At 66.1% G+C, this 17,609-nt stretch carries 13 protein-coding genes and 1 riboswitch; of the genes, 5 read left to right on the top strand and 8 right to left on the bottom strand.

Going from position 1 to position 17,609, the window contains the following annotated elements; genetic code table 11:
- Positions 1 to 278 precede the first annotated feature (278 nt).
- Positions 279 to 3,149, top strand: a complete 2,871-nt coding sequence (locus Q0A15_RS08870; protein ID WP_291279165.1) for a hypothetical protein — start codon at positions 279 to 281, stop codon at positions 3,147 to 3,149.
- Between the two features lie 3 nt (positions 3,150 to 3,152).
- On the opposite strand, the gene Q0A15_RS08865 is transcribed toward Q0A15_RS08870, so the two are convergent.
- The 6 genes from Q0A15_RS08865 to Q0A15_RS08840 all read right to left on the bottom strand — a co-directional run bounded on the left by Q0A15_RS08865 (position 3,153) and on the right by Q0A15_RS08840 (position 10,873).
- Positions 3,153 to 4,619 carry a glutamate-cysteine ligase family protein gene (locus Q0A15_RS08865; RefSeq protein WP_291279164.1) on the bottom strand — a complete coding sequence of 489 codons (1,467 nt, stop codon included), beginning with the start codon at positions 4,617 to 4,619 and terminating at the stop codon, positions 3,153 to 3,155.
- Between the two features lie 192 nt (positions 4,620 to 4,811).
- Positions 4,812 to 5,918, bottom strand: coding sequence for a sugar-binding protein (locus tag Q0A15_RS08860; protein WP_291279163.1), 1,107 nt, complete (start codon positions 5,916 to 5,918; stop codon positions 4,812 to 4,814).
- Between the two features lie 64 nt (positions 5,919 to 5,982).
- Positions 5,983 to 7,260 carry a multiple monosaccharide ABC transporter permease gene (gene mmsB, locus Q0A15_RS08855; protein WP_291279162.1) on the bottom strand — a complete coding sequence of 426 codons (1,278 nt, stop codon included), beginning with the start codon at positions 7,258 to 7,260 and terminating at the stop codon, positions 5,983 to 5,985.
- A gap of 42 nt (positions 7,261 to 7,302) precedes the next feature.
- Entirely contained in the window at positions 7,303 to 8,823 is a 1,521-nt protein-coding gene (mmsA, locus tag Q0A15_RS08850; RefSeq protein WP_291279167.1) for a multiple monosaccharide ABC transporter ATP-binding protein, read from the bottom strand.
- 165 nt (positions 8,824 to 8,988) lie between these two features.
- The gene (locus Q0A15_RS08845) at positions 8,989 to 10,143 is read right to left on the bottom strand and encodes an ROK family transcriptional regulator (protein WP_291279161.1); all 1,155 of its coding nucleotides are present in this window, start codon (positions 10,141 to 10,143) and stop codon (positions 8,989 to 8,991) included.
- 211 nt (positions 10,144 to 10,354) lie between these two features.
- Positions 10,355 to 10,873, bottom strand: coding sequence for a gamma carbonic anhydrase family protein (locus Q0A15_RS08840; RefSeq protein WP_291279160.1), 519 nt, complete (start codon positions 10,871 to 10,873; stop codon positions 10,355 to 10,357).
- A 114-nt stretch (positions 10,874 to 10,987) separates the two neighbouring features.
- Here Q0A15_RS08840 and Q0A15_RS08835 point away from each other — a divergent pair, with 114 nt between their 5' ends.
- A complete protein-coding gene (locus Q0A15_RS08835; protein ID WP_291279159.1) occupies positions 10,988 to 12,100 on the top strand; it encodes a 5-methyltetrahydropteroyltriglutamate--homocysteine S-methyltransferase in 1,113 nt (370 codons plus the stop codon).
- 104 nt (positions 12,101 to 12,204) lie between these two features.
- Here the strand turns inward: Q0A15_RS08835 and Q0A15_RS08830 are convergent, their stop codons facing one another.
- Positions 12,205 to 12,615 carry a hotdog domain-containing protein gene (locus tag Q0A15_RS08830; protein ID WP_291279166.1) on the bottom strand — a complete coding sequence of 137 codons (411 nt, stop codon included), beginning with the start codon at positions 12,613 to 12,615 and terminating at the stop codon, positions 12,205 to 12,207.
- A 307-nt stretch (positions 12,616 to 12,922) separates the two neighbouring features.
- Positions 12,923 to 13,022: riboswitch (SAM riboswitch) on the top strand.
- Between the two features lie 88 nt (positions 13,023 to 13,110).
- Here Q0A15_RS08830 and Q0A15_RS08825 point away from each other — a divergent pair.
- Together Q0A15_RS08825 and Q0A15_RS08820 are read left to right on the top strand one after the other, a co-directional pair.
- On the top strand, positions 13,111 to 14,460 hold the full coding sequence (locus tag Q0A15_RS08825) for an aminotransferase class I/II-fold pyridoxal phosphate-dependent enzyme (RefSeq protein WP_291279158.1): 1,350 nt from the start codon (positions 13,111 to 13,113) through the stop codon (positions 14,458 to 14,460).
- Positions 14,457 to 15,656, top strand: a complete 1,200-nt coding sequence (locus tag Q0A15_RS08820; RefSeq protein ID WP_291279157.1) for a cystathionine gamma-synthase — start codon at positions 14,457 to 14,459, stop codon at positions 15,654 to 15,656. The genes Q0A15_RS08825 and Q0A15_RS08820 overlap by 4 nt, the downstream gene beginning before the upstream one ends.
- A 125-nt stretch (positions 15,657 to 15,781) precedes the next feature.
- Here the strand turns inward: Q0A15_RS08820 and Q0A15_RS08815 are convergent, their stop codons facing one another.
- Positions 15,782 to 16,306 carry a hypothetical protein gene (locus tag Q0A15_RS08815; protein WP_291279156.1) on the bottom strand — a complete coding sequence of 175 codons (525 nt, stop codon included), beginning with the start codon at positions 16,304 to 16,306 and terminating at the stop codon, positions 15,782 to 15,784.
- 114 nt (positions 16,307 to 16,420) lie between these two features.
- Between Q0A15_RS08815 and Q0A15_RS08810 the strand changes: the two genes are divergently transcribed.
- The gene (locus Q0A15_RS08810) at positions 16,421 to 17,578 is read left to right on the top strand and encodes a methyltransferase domain-containing protein (RefSeq protein WP_291279155.1); all 1,158 of its coding nucleotides are present in this window, start codon (positions 16,421 to 16,423) and stop codon (positions 17,576 to 17,578) included.
- Positions 17,579 to 17,609 lie beyond the last annotated feature (31 nt).

Here is a 17,609-nt window from a genome sequence, read left to right as displayed (position 1 = left end):
CCCCCTCCCCCCCCCCCCCCCTTCCCCCCCCCGTCCCTCGCCCCCACCCTGCGCGTGTTCGGTGGGGGGGCGCTTGGGGGGGCCCCCCCCCGTGGTGGGGGGCGCCCCCCGACTGCGTTCGCTGGGTTCCATGTCCGACGGCCGGTGGCGGGGTCCGCGCAGGCGTCACCCCGCGTCGTCGGGCCTCGGGACGCCGAAGTTGGGGTTTCATCCAGTTCCTGACGGTAGCGTGAGAGGCTGGAAGCGGACGGCAGCATCACCTTGGGGAGGAAACATCCATGAGCTCGGGACCTGGAGACTTCAGTGTGGTCAACGGTGACGCGGCGGATCCGCAGGATGCGGAGACCGCCCTGCTGCTGGCGGATGCGCAGGACAACGGCTTTCGTGCCATGGAAACCCTCCTGAAGGGGCTTGCGCTGGTGGGGGAGGACGAGGTCCTGGAGTACCGGATCCGGATGCGCATCGTGGCCCGTGCTGGGGAAATTGGCGACGTCGACGAGACGCTGACCAATTTCGACTGGTGTGTGCACCACAACGACCTGGATCCCGCACGGTTCCCGACCCAGATCGATGACGAGGACCTGCTGCAGTTCTACACCTGGGTCCCTGCCATCCTGATGGATTTGGCAGACGTGCCCAGAGAGCGGGTGCTGCAGTCCCTGGACGCCATGGAGCAACGTTGGTTGCGGGAGGGCATGGGACTCTCCATGGTGCTTGAGGAGCGCTTCGTGGAGGCGTTCCGATCCGGGCGGCCGGAGCAGGCCCAGGAGTACCTCGATGCCATCGCCCAGGAATCCGGCGACGCTGCCTCGTGCGCAACCTGCCTGCAGGCCGAACGCGTGGAGTTCCTGCTTGACCAGGGGAAGGAGACCGAGGCGTTGGAGGCCTTCGACGCCCTGATCGAATCCGAGGAGTCCTGCGACCGTGAGCCGGAGGCCGTGATGGGGCGTGTGCTCCTGCCCCTCCTGCGGGCGGACCGTTCCGACGACGCGGTGAAGGCGCACTGGCTGGGTTACCAACTGGTGCGTCATGACGCGAGGATGCTGCCGACCATCGCTCAGCACGTGGAATTCTGCGCCGTCACGGGGAACACGGGCCGGGCCATGGTGTTGCTTCAACGCCACCTGGTGGACCTGGGAGCGGACCGTACCGATGGCTTCCAGTTCCAGTCGTTGCTCTCCATCGGTTCCGCCTGCGAGGCACTCGCGTTGCAGGAGGGGACCTCGGGGCCGGTGCAGGTCGACCCGCACGTGACGGGGGAACTGCTGGGCATGGGGGAGGACCTCCCCACGGTCGACACGCTGGCGCAGGCCGCCCGTCGGCGCACGCGAGAGCTGGCACGGGAATTCGACCGCCGCAACGGCACCGACCGATACTCGCGATTGGTCCGCGAGGCCAACGCGAGGGTGTTGGACACCTACCCGGTCAACGTCGGGAGTGTGGAGAGCGTGCACCTGCCGACACCGGGCTGGGGGGAAGACCCCACGGACGTGGACGGCTGGTTGCAAGAGATCGCGTGGGCAGGAACGTCGTCCGAGGACCTCCGGCGCAAGAAGGCGGTCCAGGCCGCGCTCGCCCTCGACCCCACGCCGGAACAGCGGCTCAAGCTCTACTCCATGGTGGCCTCAGCGGCCTACGCCGAAGCCGACCCGCAGACGCTGGAGAACGCCGTGCAGGAGCGGGTGACTGCGTACCGCGAGCTCGGGCTGGAGGTTGCGGCGGACGTCGAGGAGGAACACGGAGTCATGCTCTCCGGTGTCCTGGACGACGAACAGGCGCTGCTGGTCTCTGAGTTGTTGAAGGAGGTGGAGTCCTCGGACGAGGCCAGCGCGAGGCTGCTGGAGGATGTCGCATTGCACCTGCTTCATTCCGGGGAACAGGACGAGTCCTACAAGCTCTACCTGGCCGCGGCTGACGCGGCCCAACGCGCGGGTGACACGGACCTGGTGCGCAGCAGCCTGGTGGGAGCCTGCTGGGCCGTGCCGCTGGAGGCCGAGGACGGGCAGATGCAGGCGCGTCTCCTGGACTCCATCGACGAACTGGGGCCGTGGGCCAATCAGGCCTACGACGTGGGCTATTTGAGGGCTGTGGACCAGCTCGCCGTGCAGCAGGACACGGCCGCAGCGTTGGTCACCGCCACAGAGGCACGCGATCTTGCCTTGGAGCACAGGGCGCTGCAGCCGTTGCTGCAGATCAGCCGTTTCATCGCGGAGCTGCAGGGCCAGTTGGACCAGGACCGTTTGGCCGCGGAGGCGATGCACATCTACGTCCAGGCGGCAGCCCAGATGGGTACCGAGCCGGACGTCATGGCCCGGGTGGAGGAGGGGAAATTCCTCTGCAACGCCGGCCTGAACTACGCCGCCTTGGAGGTCCTGGACGAGACCCGGCGGGTCATGGATCAGCGGGTGGACCACAGCCCGGCGGAGTGGGCCTCCTTGGAACGCTGGAACGGGAACGTGGCCATGGCCTTGGGTTTCATCGGCACGGCCGTTGAGTGTTACGACCGCGCTGTGCAGGCCGGCGAGGTGGCCATCGCGGAGGCTCCCGAGGTGGACGATGCCCAGCAGGCGGCCTTCCTCGGCTGCCAGTCCGCCCGCAGCATCGTGACTCTGGCGGAGCAGACGGGTCATCCGGAGGATGTGCGCAACTTCGGCCAACGCGCGCTGGATCTGGCCGAGGCCATTCAGGAGCACGAGCGCGGTTTGCTGGCCGTGGCCCGGGCCCAGGTGGGCCGCGCGTGGGTTCGGCTCGGGGACGAATCGGGGCTGACGATGCTGCTACAGGCGGAGGAAGAAGCCCGAGCCGACGGTGAGACCTGGTTCGCTGCGGAGTGCTTGGACTCTCGGGGAAGGGCCCTGCTGGAATTGGGTCGAAGCGAGGAGGCGATCCCGCTGCTGTTGAGCGCGGCGGACCAGTTCGACGGCCAGGGGGACCAACTCAACGCCGCCCTGTCCGAGTACGCGGCCGGCGCCACTTTGAAGGATGAGGGGAACAAGGAGGGCGCCTTGTCCATCCTTTCCGGTGCGTTGGAGCGGATCAAGGATCTTGAGCGCAGCAATGCTCGTGCCGCCGTTGCTGGATTGGTCGTGGAATTGCTGGATGACGCCGGCCGCTCGGACGAGGCGGACGGGTTGCGTGGGTTGCTCTGAGGATCAGTCCAGCGGCCAGCTGTGGACCGGCGACCCCTCGTGCATGTGCTTGGAGTAGCCGGCCACCAGGTCCCGTAGTGCGGCCGCACGGTCCAGGCCTGCGGCCTCGCGGGAGTGCAATCCCTGGGTGAGCCATTGCGAGCCCGTCTGTTCGGTGGTGCAGCGTTCACGCAGCACGGACAGGTAGCGCTCGGCCACGTCCGGTTCCACGCCCAGCTCCGACAATCCCTGTTGGGCCAGCGGCAGGAGGTGCCGCAGGATCAGCTCCACCACAGGGATTTCGCCCAGGCCGGGCCAGTACACGGTGGTCTCCAGGCCGTGGCGGGCGCAGCGCAGGAAGTTCTCCGATGCGGAGGAGAACGCCATCCGGGTCCACAGCGGGCGCTCGGCGTTGCGCAGCACGCGGACCAGCCCGAAGAAGAAGGCGGCGTTCGCGACGGTGTCCACCACGGTGGGGCCGGCCGGCAGCAGCCGGTTCTCGATGCGCAGGTGTGGCTGCCCGCCCGAGGGGTCGTAGATGGGACGGTTCCAGCGGTACACGGTGCCGTTGTGCAGCCGTAGTTCGTCCAGGGTCGGAACGCCCTGGACCTGGCGCGCGGGATCGTCGGAGAGCTCCGGTAGCAGCGCGGGGAAGTAGCGCACGTTCTCCTCGAACAGGTCAAGGACCGAGGTGATCCATTTCTCGCCGAACCAGACGCGGGGTCGCACGCCCTGATTGCGCAGTTCTGGAGGCCTGGTGTCGATGGCCTGCTTGAACACCTCGATCCGTGACTCCGCCCAGAGCTGTTTCCCCATGAAGATGGGGGAGTTGGCGGCCAGAGCCACCTGTGGGGCCGCGATCACCTGGGCGGCGTTCCAGGTCGGGGCGAAGTTCTCCGGAGTCACCTGCACGTGCAGTTGCGTGGAGGTGCAGGCCGCCTCTGGAGCGATGTTCTCGGCGTGGAAGCGCAGTCGCTCGGTCCCGGTGATGTCGATCAGGACGTCCTCTCCACGGGCCGCGAGGACCTGGGAGTTGAGCGCCGCGTAGCGTTCCCCGGCCGAGATCCATTCGCCGCTGGTCCCGAAGTCGCGCCCCAACGTGGGCAGGATGCCCGCCATCACGATGCCGGTACCCACGGATTCCGCCCGCGCCTGAGCGGTGTCCAGCTCCTCGCGCAGGTTCTCCTCGAGCTCCAACAAGCCCCGGCCCTGGATGGTCAGTGCCGGGTGGTTGAACTCGATGTTGTACGCGCCGATCTCCGTCTGGAACGCAGGATCCGCAATGGCCTCAAGTACTTCCGCATTGCGCAGGGCAGGATTCTGATCCTGATCCACGAGGTTGAGTTCGAGTTCCAGCCCGATGCTCGAGGCATCGTGGAACACGCCCCGATGAACCAACGTGGCCAGCGAGTCAAGGTGCTCCGCCAACCGCTCACGGTAGAGCCTGCGTTCCTCGCGGCTGAAGTGCTGTGTGCTGACCTCTGCTCCCATGAATGGGGACAGTACAGGCAGGCGAGCCGCCGGCGAAAGGTGAGAACACGTCGTCGGGCATTTTGGCAGGAAACTCCTGTCCGACGGGCCGGCCTCGGGTCTCGCGCGGGCGGCGGCCGCCGTCGGGCACCGGACGCGGAGGCGGCCCCGCACCTGGAAGGTGCGGGACCGCCTCTACGGGAGGTAACCAGGTCAGGGATTGACGATCTTGTTCAGGGACTCGTCATTCTTGTAGGCATCCTTGATGTTCTCCTTGGTCACGAGCACCGGATCCAGGTACTCGGTGGGCACGTCCTTGACCTCGTTGTTGGTCTTGTCCGTGGCCTCCTTGATGTCCTCACCCTTCTGCAGGTCCGTCACCATCTTCACCGTCTGGGTCACCAGGTTGGTGGTGTCCTTGTTGATGGTGGAGTACTGGTTGCCCGCCAGGATGGACTTCAGGGACTCGACCTCGGAGTCCTGACCCGTCACGACCGGAACCTCCTGGCCGGCGTTCTTGGCGGAGACCAGTGCGGCGCGGGCCAGGGTGTCGTTCGGGGAGAGCACGCCGTCCAGGGACTCGCTGCCGTACTTGGCCGAGAGGATGGTGTCCATGCGCGACTGGACGTTCTTGGGGTCCCAACCCTGCGTTGCGACCTTGCTGAACTCCTTCTGACCCGAGAGGATCTTCAGGGTCCCGTCCTTGATCTTGGGCTCGAGCTTGGACATGGCACCCTCGAAGAACGGGGTGGCGTTGGCGTCATCCGGGGAACCGGCCACGAGCTCGATGTTGTACGGTCCGTCACCCTTGCGCTCCTCGAGACCCTGCAACAGGGCGTCACCCTGCAGCTCGCCGACCTTGTAGTTGTCATAGGCGATGTAGTAGTCCACGTTCTTGGAGTTGGTCAGCATGCGGTCGTAAGCGATCACGGTGATGCCCTCGTCCTTGGCGCGCTGCAGCTGCGAGTTGAGCTGCTTGCCGTCCACGGCACCGACGACCAGGACCTTCACACCGGAGGTGATCATGGCGTCGATCTGGTTCTGCTGTTCGGAGGCGCCGTTGTTGGCGAACTGGACGGTGGGCTTGAAGCCAGCGTCCTTGAGGTCCTTGTTGAACAGGTTCTCGGCGAGGACCCAGTTCTCCGAGGTCTTCTGCGGCAGCGAGACGCCGATTTTGGCGTCCGCGGAGAAACCTCCTTTGTCGCCGGAGCCGCCGTCTCCGGAACCGGAATCACCGGAATCGCGGCCGCAGCCGGTCAGGGCCAGGGCCGAGGCCGCAGCGATGGCGGCGAAGCCGCTCAAGAGTTTGCGCTTGCTCATGTTTCTCTCCTTCGAGAAATGATGTAGTCGAGTGACTGGGTGGGTTGGTGGGTCTGTTCGGGGATTACTTGGGCTGGTCGGCCGGCACCGGCGGGATGATGACGCCCGCCTCGGTCTGTTCCGGTGTGGGCCGGTTGCCGTGCATACCCTTCAGCAGCCGGCCGAGGATGGAGGGCTTGCCCTGCTTCTTGCTCCAGACATCGAAGGCCACGGCGACCAGCAGCACCAAGCCCTTGATGATGGAGGTCCAGGCGGTACCGGCGTTCATCAGCTGCAGGCCGTTGTTGAGCACGGCCATGACCAAGCCGCCCACAATGGAGCCGACCACGGTGCCGACGCCGCCGGAGACGGCCGCGCCACCGATGAACACGGAGGCGATGGCGTCCAGCTCCCAGCCGGTACCGTCCAGCGGGCCGGAGGCCTGCGAACGGGCGATGAAGACCATGCCGGCCACGGCGGCCAGGGTGGACATGTTCATCATCACGAAGAAGTCCACGCGCTTGTCGTTGATACCGGAGAGGCGTGCGGCCTGCCGGTTGCCGCCCACCGCGTAGATGGAGCGGCCAGCCACCGTACGGGAGGTGACGAAGTGGTAGATGATCACCAGCACCACGAGAATGATGCCGACCACGGGGAAGGACGTGCCGGGGCGTCCGGTGGCGAAGAGGTAGGTCACGTAGGCGATGACCGCGCAGATCACCACGGTGCGGACCACATCCACCCAGACCGGGACCACGGTGGTACCTGCCTTGTGGGCGCGCTTACGTGTTCGGAACGCGGCCCAGATCAGGTAGAGGATCGCCAGCAGGCCCAACACCAAGGTCGGGTAGTTGTAGGCAGCGTTGTCGCCGCCGTCCGGCATGTACCCGTTGCCGATGACCTGGAAGCCCTCGGGAACCGGGATGGTGTTCTGCTTGCCGATCAGCTGGTTCAGGCCACGGAAGAGCAGCATGCCTGCCAGCGTGGTGATGAACGCGGGAATGCCGACGTAGGCCACCCAGAAGCCCTGCCACGCACCGGCCAGCAGTCCCAGGCCGATGCCGAAAAGGATGCCGCCCCACCAGGGCAGTCCCCATTCCCGCATGGCCATGGCCACGGCAATCCCCACGAAGGCCGCCACCGAACCGACGGAGAGGTCGATGTGGCCCATGATGATCACCATCACCATGCCGATGGCCAGCACCAGCACGTAGGCGTAGCCGTTGACCAGGTTCTGCAGGTTGCCTGAGGTGAGGACGTTCCCTCCGGTGGCGACCTGGAAGAAGATGATCATCGCGACGAGGGCGAAGATCATCCCGAATTGGCGGATGTTGCCGCCGAAGAGCTGCTTGATGGATTTCACTGACGACTTCCTTGACGTATGAATCGAGTCAGGTTGGGTGGCTCAGGCGGCCACGGGACGGGGATGGGCGGAGGTCATCAGGCGCATGAGGTTCTCCTGCGTGGCCTGCTCGCGGGAGACCTCACCGGTGATGGCGCCCTCGAAGAGCGTGTAGATGCGGTCGGAGAGACCCAGCAGCTCGGGCAGTTCCGAGGAGACCACGATGACCGCGTGCCCCTGGTCTGCCAGAGCTTGGATGATCCCGTAGATCTCATATTTGGCGCCCACGTCGATGCCACGCGTGGGCTCGTCCAGGATGAGCACCTCGGGGTCGCTGAAGAGCCACTTGGAGAGCACCACCTTCTGCTGATTGCCTCCGGAGAGGCGGGCCACGCCTTCTTCCACCGAGGGAGCCTTGGTGCGTAGCCGCTGCCGGTACTCCTCCGCTGCCCTGAACTCGGCGTCACGGTCAACCACCCCCCGCTTGGAGATCTTGGGAAGTTTCGCTGCCACAGTGGTGCGTCGGATGGTGTCCAACAGATTCAGGCCAAGGGTCTTGCGGTCCTCGGAGACGTAGGCAAGGCCGGCCTTGATGGCCTTCTTCACCGTGGAGACGTCCTTCTTCTGGCCGTGCATCAGGACCTCGCCGGAAATCTTCTGGCCGTAGGTCTCCCCGAAGATGGAACGCATCAACTCGGTGCGGCCCGCGCCCATCAGCCCGGCGAAGCCGACGATCTCTCCCTTCCTCACGTGGAACGAAGCGTGCTTGGAACTGAGCCGGTCCGCGACCTGCGGGTGCTGCACCGTCCAGTCGCGCACCTCGAGAAGAGTCTCTCCGATGTTGGGCGTGTGATCGGGGAAACGAGAGGCAAGGGAACGACCCACCATGGCGCGGATGATGGAGTCCTCGTCGAAGCCGGTGGCTCGGTTCATGGTCTGGATGGTCTGGCCGTCACGGATGATGGTCAGCGAGTCGGAGATCTGCTCGATCTCATTGAGCTTGTGGCTGATCATGATGCAGGTGATCCCGCGCTGCCGCAGGCCGTCCATGAGCTTGAGCAGGTCCTGCGAATCGTGTTCGTTCAGCGCGGAGGTCGGCTCGTCCAGGATCAGCAGCTGCACGTCCTTGGCCAACGCCTTGGCGATCTCCACGAGCTGCTGCTTGCCGACGCCGATGTCCTTGATCTTGGTGTCGGGGTCCTCGTTGAGGCCAACACGCTGCATCAATTCCGTGGCGGCGCGGTTGGTGTCGACCCAGTTGATGACACCTCCGGCGGCACGCTCGTTGCCCATGAAGATGTTCTCCGCGATGGAGAGCTCGGGGATCAGTGCGAGTTCCTGATGGACGATGACGATGCCGACGCCCTCGGAGTCCCGGATGCCACCGAAGCGGGTTTCCTTGCCGTTGAACTCGATGCGTCCCTCGTAGGTCCCGTGTCCGTAGACGCCGGAGAGCACGTTCATCAGGGTGGACTTGCCTGCACCGTTCTCGCCGCAGATCGCATGGATCTCCCCGCGAGCTACGGTCAGGTTCACATCGTCCAGCGCGGTCACGGGACCGAAGCGCTTGGTGATGTGTTGCATCGACAGGATGGTGTCTCCGGTCCCGGTCGAGTGCACGTCGACAGCTGCGTCCACGTTCGTTTCACCTCTTTGTGAGTGGTTCCGGTCACACGACCGGGTATTCGTTCAGAAAGTAAAGCCGCTCAGCGGCTTGTCGTCAACCTCTGAAAGCATGACGTCGTTCGGTCAGCGGCTTACTTCAAGGCCCGACGGCGAGTGGTCCACTGGTCCGTACAGGTCGGCCGGGTCGGCCGCCATCAGCACGCTGAGGGCGGCGCCGAGGGCTTCGGCCCGATCTCCGAGGCCGGCCATGGCCACCGTGGTGGTGTCGATGATGTCCGGCACCGTGTGGCGTGTGAGTCCTCGCATGATCGGGTCCAACAGGTGGCCGTTCAGGACGCTCAGTGGCCCGCCGATGAGGATGGTGTGGGGATTCAGGATGCTCGCGATCTGGCCAAGGACCTTGCCGAGCGAGGCTCCGGCGTCCTCCACTACGCGACATGTCGCGATGTCGCCGGCCAGGGCCCGTTCCACCAGCTCGTCAGTGGTGGACGGTGGTTTCGGCACGGCAGAGAGCGCGTGCAGCATCGCGGCGGTGGACGCAACGGTCTCCAAGCATCCGCGGTTGCCACAACGGCACACCGCTCCCTGGTCGATGACCACGCTGTGTCCGATTTCCCCGGCGAGGCCGCTGTGGCCCGTGTAGACCCGTCCGTCCACGACGAGGCCCATGCCGATACCGGTGCCGATCTTGACGAAGACGAAGTTCTCCCCGGCGGAGTGCTCGCCCCAACCCAGGTGGGCCAGCGCACCGAGGTTCGCGTCATTGCCCACCTGAACCGGTAGGCCGAGGACGGCGGACATGCGGTCGGCGATGTCCAATCCGACCCATTCGGGGAGGATGGCGCCTGACCCGATGCGGCCGGTTTCGGTGTCGAAGGGGCCCGGGATTCCGACCCCTGCCCCCAGGATGTGGGCATGAGTCCGATCCGCCTGGGACAGCGCTTGGTCCAGGACCTCGACGGCGGCCGCGATACCGGTGTCGGCATCGTGGCCCACGGGAAGTCGTCGCACAGCCTCACCGAGGATCTCGTGGGTGGGCGAGGCGATGATGGCCCTGACGTGGGCACGGCCGATGTCGATCCCTGCTGCCACGCGACCGGTGTCCACGAGGTGGATGAGCAGGGCCCTGCGACCGGAGGAGGTGGTGGGGGAGAGCTTCAGCCGCCCCTCGGCCTCGAGATCGTGGACGATGCTGGCGACTGTGCCTGCCGAGAGCCCGGTGACGCGTGTCAGTTGGGCCTGCGTGGCAGGTCCGTCGCCGGCCAACGCGGTGGTCACGCGGCGGACGTTTTCGCGCCGCAAGGCGGACTGGGACCCGGGGCCGGCAGGTGAGCCGGGCCGAGTCGGACCGGAAGAGACACCGTTGTCTTCAGGAGGCATGGTCACATGGTGATGCATCCACCATTTGCTGTCAACTAGTGAAGGCAAGCAGAATGCTTGACCCGCAAGGTGGGGACCAAGCGGTCGGAGAGTGGGGAGTCAGGTCCGCTCAGGAGTTGGCGGCGCGGTGGCGCTCGATGAGCCCCTGGTAGGTGGCGGCGTTCTTCGCGAGGCCTGCCACCTCCTCGTCGGTCAGCTCGCGCCGCACCTTGGCAGGGACGCCCGCCACCAGCGAACGCGGCGGGATCTGCGTTCCTTCGAGCACCAGTGCTCCGGCGGCGACGAGCGAGTTCTCTCCCACAACGGCGCCGTTCATGACGGTGGCGGACATACCCACGAGGCAGCCGTTGCCCACTGTGCAGCCGTGCACCACGGCGAGGTGGCCCACCGAGACGTCGTCCCCGATGACGCAGGGGTAGTCGGCATCGGCATGGACCACCACATTGTCTTGCAGGTTGGTGCGGGCGCCCACCGTCACGGAACCGGAGTCGGAACGCACCGACACCCCGTAGAAGGCGCCGGAGTTCTCCCCGAAGCGGACCGGTCCGGAGAGGACGGCGGTCGGGGCAAGGAAGGCGGACGGGTGGACGTCAGGGGCGCCGTTGTCCAGCGCGATCAGATGAGCCATGCCCCGAGTCTAAACATCAAATGTGGTTTACGTGTGATGCCGGACACCGTCTCGGAGAAGTCGGGGCGTTGCGACCACAGCCAGTAACGATCGGATGCGGCTAACGTTGGAGCCATGAGCATCAACCCGCCGTACCGTGCCGATATCGTCGGCTCCTTCCTCCGTCCCCAGGCCGTCAAGGACGCCCGCGCAGCCCTGGAACGAGGTGAGATCACCGAGGAGCAGCTGACGGACACCGAGGACGCCCATGTCGCCGCCCTGGTTGAGCGCGAGGCGCAGGCCGGCCTGAAGCTCGCCACGGACGGCGAGTACCGCCGCTCGTGGTGGCACTTCGACTTCTTCGGGATGCTCAACGGCGTTGACCTGGTGGAGCTGGACCATGGGCTACCGTTCCAGGGTGCAGCCACCAAGCAGTTGGGTCTGCGGGTGGGCTCCCGTATCGGTTTCCCGGCCGAGCACCCGATGCTGGATCACTTCCGGGCGCTGAAGCCGCTGGCCGAGGCCGCCGGCGTCCAGCCCAAGTTCTCCATCCCCGCGCCCACGGTGCTGGACTTCCGGGTGGAACCGGCCAACCTCGTGGCCGTGGAGTACACCAACCGCGACGCCTACGTGGATGACCTGGTGCAGACCTATCGTGACGCCATCGCCGCCTTCTACGATGCAGGCTGCCGCTACCTGCAGTTCGATGACACCGCCTGGGCCTATCTCTGCTCCGATGCGGAGATGACCCGCGCCCGTGAGGAGCGCGGCATCGACACCAACGGCCTTGGTCACCGATACCGGGACCTGCTCAACCGTGTGTTGGAGGCCAAGCCGGACGACATGGTCATCACGACCCACATCTGCCGCGGCAATTTCCGTTCCACGTGGATCTCTTCAGGTGGCTACGAGCCGGTGGCTGAGGACCTCTTCGCCACTGCCTACGACGGCTTCTTCCTCGAATATGACTCGGAGCGTGCCGGCGGATTCGAACCCCTGCGTTTCCTGCCCCGCGGCGAGCAGGTCGTGGTGCTGGGTCTGGTCACCTCGAAGTCGGGTGAACTCGAGGACCCGCAGGTGATCAAGGATCGCATCAACGAGGCCGCGCAGTTCGTCCCGTTGCAGCAGCTGGCGCTGTCCACCCAGTGCGGCTTCGCCTCCACCGAGGAAGGCAACGTCCTCAGCGAGGACGAGCAGTGGGCCAAGGTGGAGTCCGTCGTGAGGATCGCCTCCGACGTCTGGGGCTGAGTCCAGCCCACACACTTGTCGGTACCTCAATCCGTCGCGCCGGTGGGCGCCGGGCGGGGCCAAGGCGCGGTCACGCGCCGTCGGGCATGGGTAGGCGGCCGGCGTCAGCGGCCCGGGTTGCGCAGACCCTCTGGAAAGCGGTCCCGATCGAAGGTGACGTCGGTGAAACCGTGCGGCTTGGGGCGGCCGAACTCGTCCAGACCGACGAACACGATGGTGTCGATGGTCAGGATGGGCTCCGAGGTGATGATGTTGCGCACGCGGCAGGACATGGTGATGGAGGTCCTGCCGAAGTGGGTGGCCTTCAATCCGATCTCGATGATGTCGCCCTGCACCGCGGAGGAGCGGAAGTTGATCTCCGAGATGTACTTGGTGACGATGCGCTGATTACCCAGCTGGATCATCGCGTAGACCACGGCCTCGTCGTCGATCCAACGCAGCAGCGACCCGCCGAACAGGGTGCCGTTGGCGTTCAGATCCTCGGGGCGTACCCACTTGCGGGTGTGGAAGTTCATGCCGTCTTCCAGAGAAGGGACGGCGGGGATTGCGTTGGTGGCCGGAGCCTGCTCGTCGGTCATGGTTCAAGCGTAGGCGGATGCCGGGCGCACCTGCAGTGACGTGCGGCGCATCGGACCGTAACAGTCATGTGAAGCCTGGCGTCGCCCGGGCATGAGGCGCCTACACCTGATGATGGCTCGAATCAAGGGTTCGGCTCAACGTGACGGCGCCCATTCGAACTGCGACGACTGTGACACATCCGTGACGCGCGACACCCCGGTGGGTTGCGTGCCGGCTGCGCCGAGCGGCACAGTAGTCCCCGACAAACCATCAAGAGCGGCCGAGAGATCTGGCTCAGTGACGCCGCAGCAACCGACGACCCCGGCAGGGGACGAGACGGTGCTTCCGCCAGGAACGATGGAGATGCACCAGCATCCTCCGCAGGCTTCCGTGTGGGGGCTGCGATTTTCGAGAATGCCGCTTCTCCCTCGTGAGTACACGAGGAGGACACCATGTCAGAGCAGAACCAGCAGCCCGACTGGAATCCGGCCACTCGGGCCGTTCACGCCGGATACGAGCCCACGGGGGAGGCCCGGCCGCTGACGGCGCCGGTCACCACGTCCGCCGCGTACTCCTTCACGGATCATGCCTCCTCCACCGAGCTGTTCGCGCTACGCAAGGCGGGCTTCACCTACTCCAGGACCGGGAATCCCACGGTGGCCGTGTTGGAGAAGCGCCTCGCTGCGTTGGAAGGTGGCCGGGGTGCCGTGGCGACGGCTTCCGGGCAGTCGGCGGTGGCCTTGGCGCTGCTGGCCTTGTTGCAGGGGCCTCGGCACCTGGTGGCTTCGTCTCGTCTTTACGGTGGGACCGTTGACCTGCTCACCGACACGTTCGTCGACTTCGGCATCGAGGTCACGTTCGTGGATCCGCTCGACCTGCAGGCGTGGGAATCCGCGATTCGGCCGGACACCGTGGCGTTCCTGCTGGAATCCGTCACGAACCCCCAGGTGGAGGTCATCGACCTGGAACCGCTGGCCGAGCTGGCCCATGCTCATGACGTCAGCGTGGTGGTGGACAACACCCTGGCCACCCCCTGGGCCTACCGTCCGCTGGAGCACGGCGCTGATGTGGTGGTGCACTCGGTGACGAAGGGCCTGGGCGGGCATGGTTCCGCGCTGGGCGGTGCCGTCATCGCCGGGACCTTCGACCTCAGCGACCCCGAGCGATTCCCGCAGATCGCCAAGCCGCGGGCCCGCTACTACGGAGATTCGTTGCTGCAGAAGTACGGCGACGACGCCTACCTGATGCTGGTGCGTTCCAAGTTCCTGCACGATCTCGGACCCACGCTCTCCGCCTCCAGCGCCTCCGCGCTGGCGCAGGGCATCGAGTCCCTGCCTGCCCGCGCCGCACTGGTGGCGTCCAATGTGCAGACCATCGCCGCCGCCCTGCAGGATCACCCGGCCGTGGCCCGCGTCCACCACACCTCGCTGCCGAGCCACCCTCAGCACGAGCTGGCGGCACGCGCGTTCCCCCGCGGCACCGGTTGCCTGTTCGGCCTGGAACTCGTGGATGCTGCCCTGGTTCCCGAGGTGATCGACCGCCTTGAGCTCATCCAGTTCGCCGCCAACATAGGCGACACCCGGACGCTGGTGTCGCATCCGGCCACCATGACCCACTGTCGATTCGATGCCTCGCAATTGGCTGCGGCCGGGATCTCCCCGGCGCTGCTGCGTATCTCCGTCGGACTCGAGGACACCACCGACCTGTTGGCCGACCTGACCCGCGCCCTGGACGGCGCTCACCTGGCACGCGCCGACCGCGCCTCCTCTGCACGCGCCGACCGCGCGGAGGTGTCCGCATGAGCACGAATCAGGGCTTCGACACCCGGGCCGTCCATGCCGGGCAGGAACCGGACCCGCTGACCGGCGCCGTGGTGCCTCCCGTCTATCAGACCTCCACATTCATCCAGGACGGCGTGAACGTGCTGCGCAACGGGCACGAGTACTCTCGCGGGTCCAACCCCACCCGCAACGGTTTCGAGGAGCAGCTGGCGGCCCTCGAGAACGGGGAGCGTGCCTTCGCGTTCGCCTCCGGGATCGCTGCTGAGGACGCTCTGCTGCGGGCCGTGCTGCGCCCGGGCGACCACGTGGTGATCGCTTCCGACTCCTACGGCGGAACCAACCGGCTGTTGAAGGACATCCTGGGTCCGTGGGGGATCACCCACACGGCCGTCGATGCCACCGATCTGGCTGCCGTCGCGACAGTCGTGCAGCCAGGATCCACCGCCGTGCTGTGGCTGGAGACCCCGTCCAACCCGAACCTGGGGATCGCGGACATCCCCGGATGGGCCCGCCTGGCGCATGACGCCGGGGCGCTGCTGGTGGTGGACAACACCTTCGCCTCGCCGGCGCTCCAGCGTCCCCTGGACCTGGGCGCCGATGCCGTTGCGCACTCCACCACCAAGTACATCGGCGGACACTCCGACGTGCTGGGCGGCGCCGTGGTGGTGGGTGGCGCCTCCTTCCGTGGGAAGACCCTGGCCGAGGCCGTGGAGTTCCAGCAATTCGCCGGTGGCGCCGTGGCCGGCCCCCAGGACTGCTTCCTGGCCGCACGCGGGCTGAAGACCTTGGGTCTACGCGTCAGGCAACACAGCACCAACGCCTTGCGCGTGGCGCAATGGTTGGCCAGGCGTGAGGACGTTGCTCGGGGCAACTATCCGGGACTGCCGAGCCACCCCGGTCACGGTCTGGCCAAGGCCCAGATGCACGACGGTTTCGGGGGAGTGGTGTCCTTCCGATTGCCGACCGGGGAGGCCGCCAAGGAGTTCGTCACGGCCACGAAGCTCTTCGGGCTCTCTGTCTCCCTGGGCGGCGTGGAATCCCTGATCTGCCTGCCCACCGAGATGACCCACGCCCCGCTGAAGGGCACCGACCGGGAGATCCCCGCCGACTTGGTGCGCCTCTCGGTCGGCATCGAGGACGTCCAGGACCTGATCGCGGACCTGGACCAGGCGCTCGCCGCGGTTTCGCACCTCACCGGCCACAAGGTGGCCGCCTGACGCGTCTCGCAATGCCCGACGGCGTGGGTTCGGCATCCGCCGTGACTTCGGGTTCCGTCGTGGAACGCAGGGAGCCCCGCACCGGAATCGGTGCGGGGCTCCTGACGTGTCCGGTGAGGCATCGGTCAGCAGTCACGGGCCTTCACGTCGTCGGTGAAGACCTTCTCCCCGCCTTCGGTGAAGTACTCGTAGCGCACGGTGGCCCCGTTGGAGAACTGCTTCTTCAGGGACGAATCACTGCACGCCTCGTCCTTCAGGCCATCCGACATGGTTGCCTTGTTGGCCTCATCGGCCTTGAACTGTTCGGCAGCATCATCGGCGATCTCATAGGTGAAGACGATGGTCTTCCCGTCGGCCTTCAGGTCGGTCCACGTGGTGACCTGATCCACGTCCTGGGGGAGCTTGTTCTCCTCGAGGGGCATCTCCACGCTCTTCTCGATGGCCCGCTCCTTGGAGTTGCCCTTCATCCACATGCGCACGCCCACAGCCGCGCACGCCAGCACCACCACGATCAGGATCGAGAGCAGTTTGGCCTTCTTGGATTTCTTGGGCTTTTCTGCCACGGCGGCGACGCCCGCGGGCTCTGCCGCTGCAGGGTAACCCTGCTGGGCAGGGTTGTCATTCGGCTCCTGGGTTCCGGGCTGAGTCATGATTCTGGTGCACTTCCTCAAGGACGCAATTAAAACAAACATGGTTACGCTAGCAGTGGGTATCACATTGTCTGAATCGTGTTGCGTGGGAACGCGCCTAGACTTGGACGTCTGATGCAGTGTTCCTATTTCGACGCCCACCGGTGCTCCTCCTGCACACTGATGGGGACCCCGTACCCGCAGCAGGTGTCGAACAAGGATGCCTTGTCGCGGCAGTTGCTGGTGGATGCCCTCGGTTCAGGAATCGATGGCGAGTGGGAACGCCCCTACACGGGTCCCGAAGCGGGCTTCAGGAACAAGGCCAAGATGGTGGTGGGCGGCACCTCCAAGAAGCCCACGCTCGGCATCCTGGACGCCGACGGACACGGTATCGACCTGCGCCGCTGCGGCGTCGTGGATCCTGCGATCGCCGAGGTCCTACCTCTCATCGCGACCTTCATCAGGGTGAATCGGATCCAGCCGTACCACGTGCCCACGCGTCGTGGAGAGCTCAAGCACGTGATCGTCACCGCCAACCCGGATGGTCAACTGATGATCCGCTTCGTGGTTCGCTCCCAGCAGGGCGTTGACCAGGTACGGGGCGGACTCCCCGGATTGTTGGAGCGGTTGCCGCAGGCCCTCATCGTGACCGCGAATCTGCTGCCCAACCATATCGCGGCATTGGAGGGGGAGCGGGAGGTCCACCTGCACGGACCAGCGACGCTGCCCATGCGCGTCAACGATGTGACGCTGCGCCTGCGACCGCAGGGGTTCTTCCAGACCAACACCGACGTCGCTGCGGCCCTGTATGCGCAGGCGCAGGAATGGATCGCGGAGGTGGCGCCCGCCTCCGTGTGGGATCTTTACTGCGGCGTGGGCGGCTTCGCCCTGCACGCAGCGGCTCCCGGCCGGGTCGTCACAGGGATCGAGATCTCGGAAGGCGCCATCGAGGGTGCCGGTGCCGCCCGTGAACGGGCCATCGCGGACGGGGTGGCCGGTGCCTCAGACGTGCACTTCGCCGTGGGCGATGCCGGCGCGTGGGCCATGTCCCAGGACCATGCGGCGGACCTAGTGCTGGTGAATCCGCCGAGGCGGGGGATCGGCGCCGACCTGGCCGGTTGGCTCGAGCGCTGCGACGCCGAGCACGTGATCTACTCCTCCTGCAACGCCACCACCCTGGCCAAGGACCTGGCCGCGATGCCGTCCTGGAACCTGAAACGGGTCCGCGTCATGGACATGTTCCCGCAGACGGATCACTTCGAGGTCATCACGCTGCTTTCCCGCCGTAGGTGACCCCCGCAGCGCGGGGAACCCGTGCGTCCAC

This window comes from Galactobacter sp. (genome assembly GCF_022712295.1).
Classification (GTDB): domain Bacteria; phylum Actinomycetota; class Actinomycetes; order Actinomycetales; family Micrococcaceae; genus Galactobacter.
The sequence above is the reverse complement of the archived record's forward strand: the minus strand, read 5'-3'. Positions and strand labels throughout refer to the sequence as shown.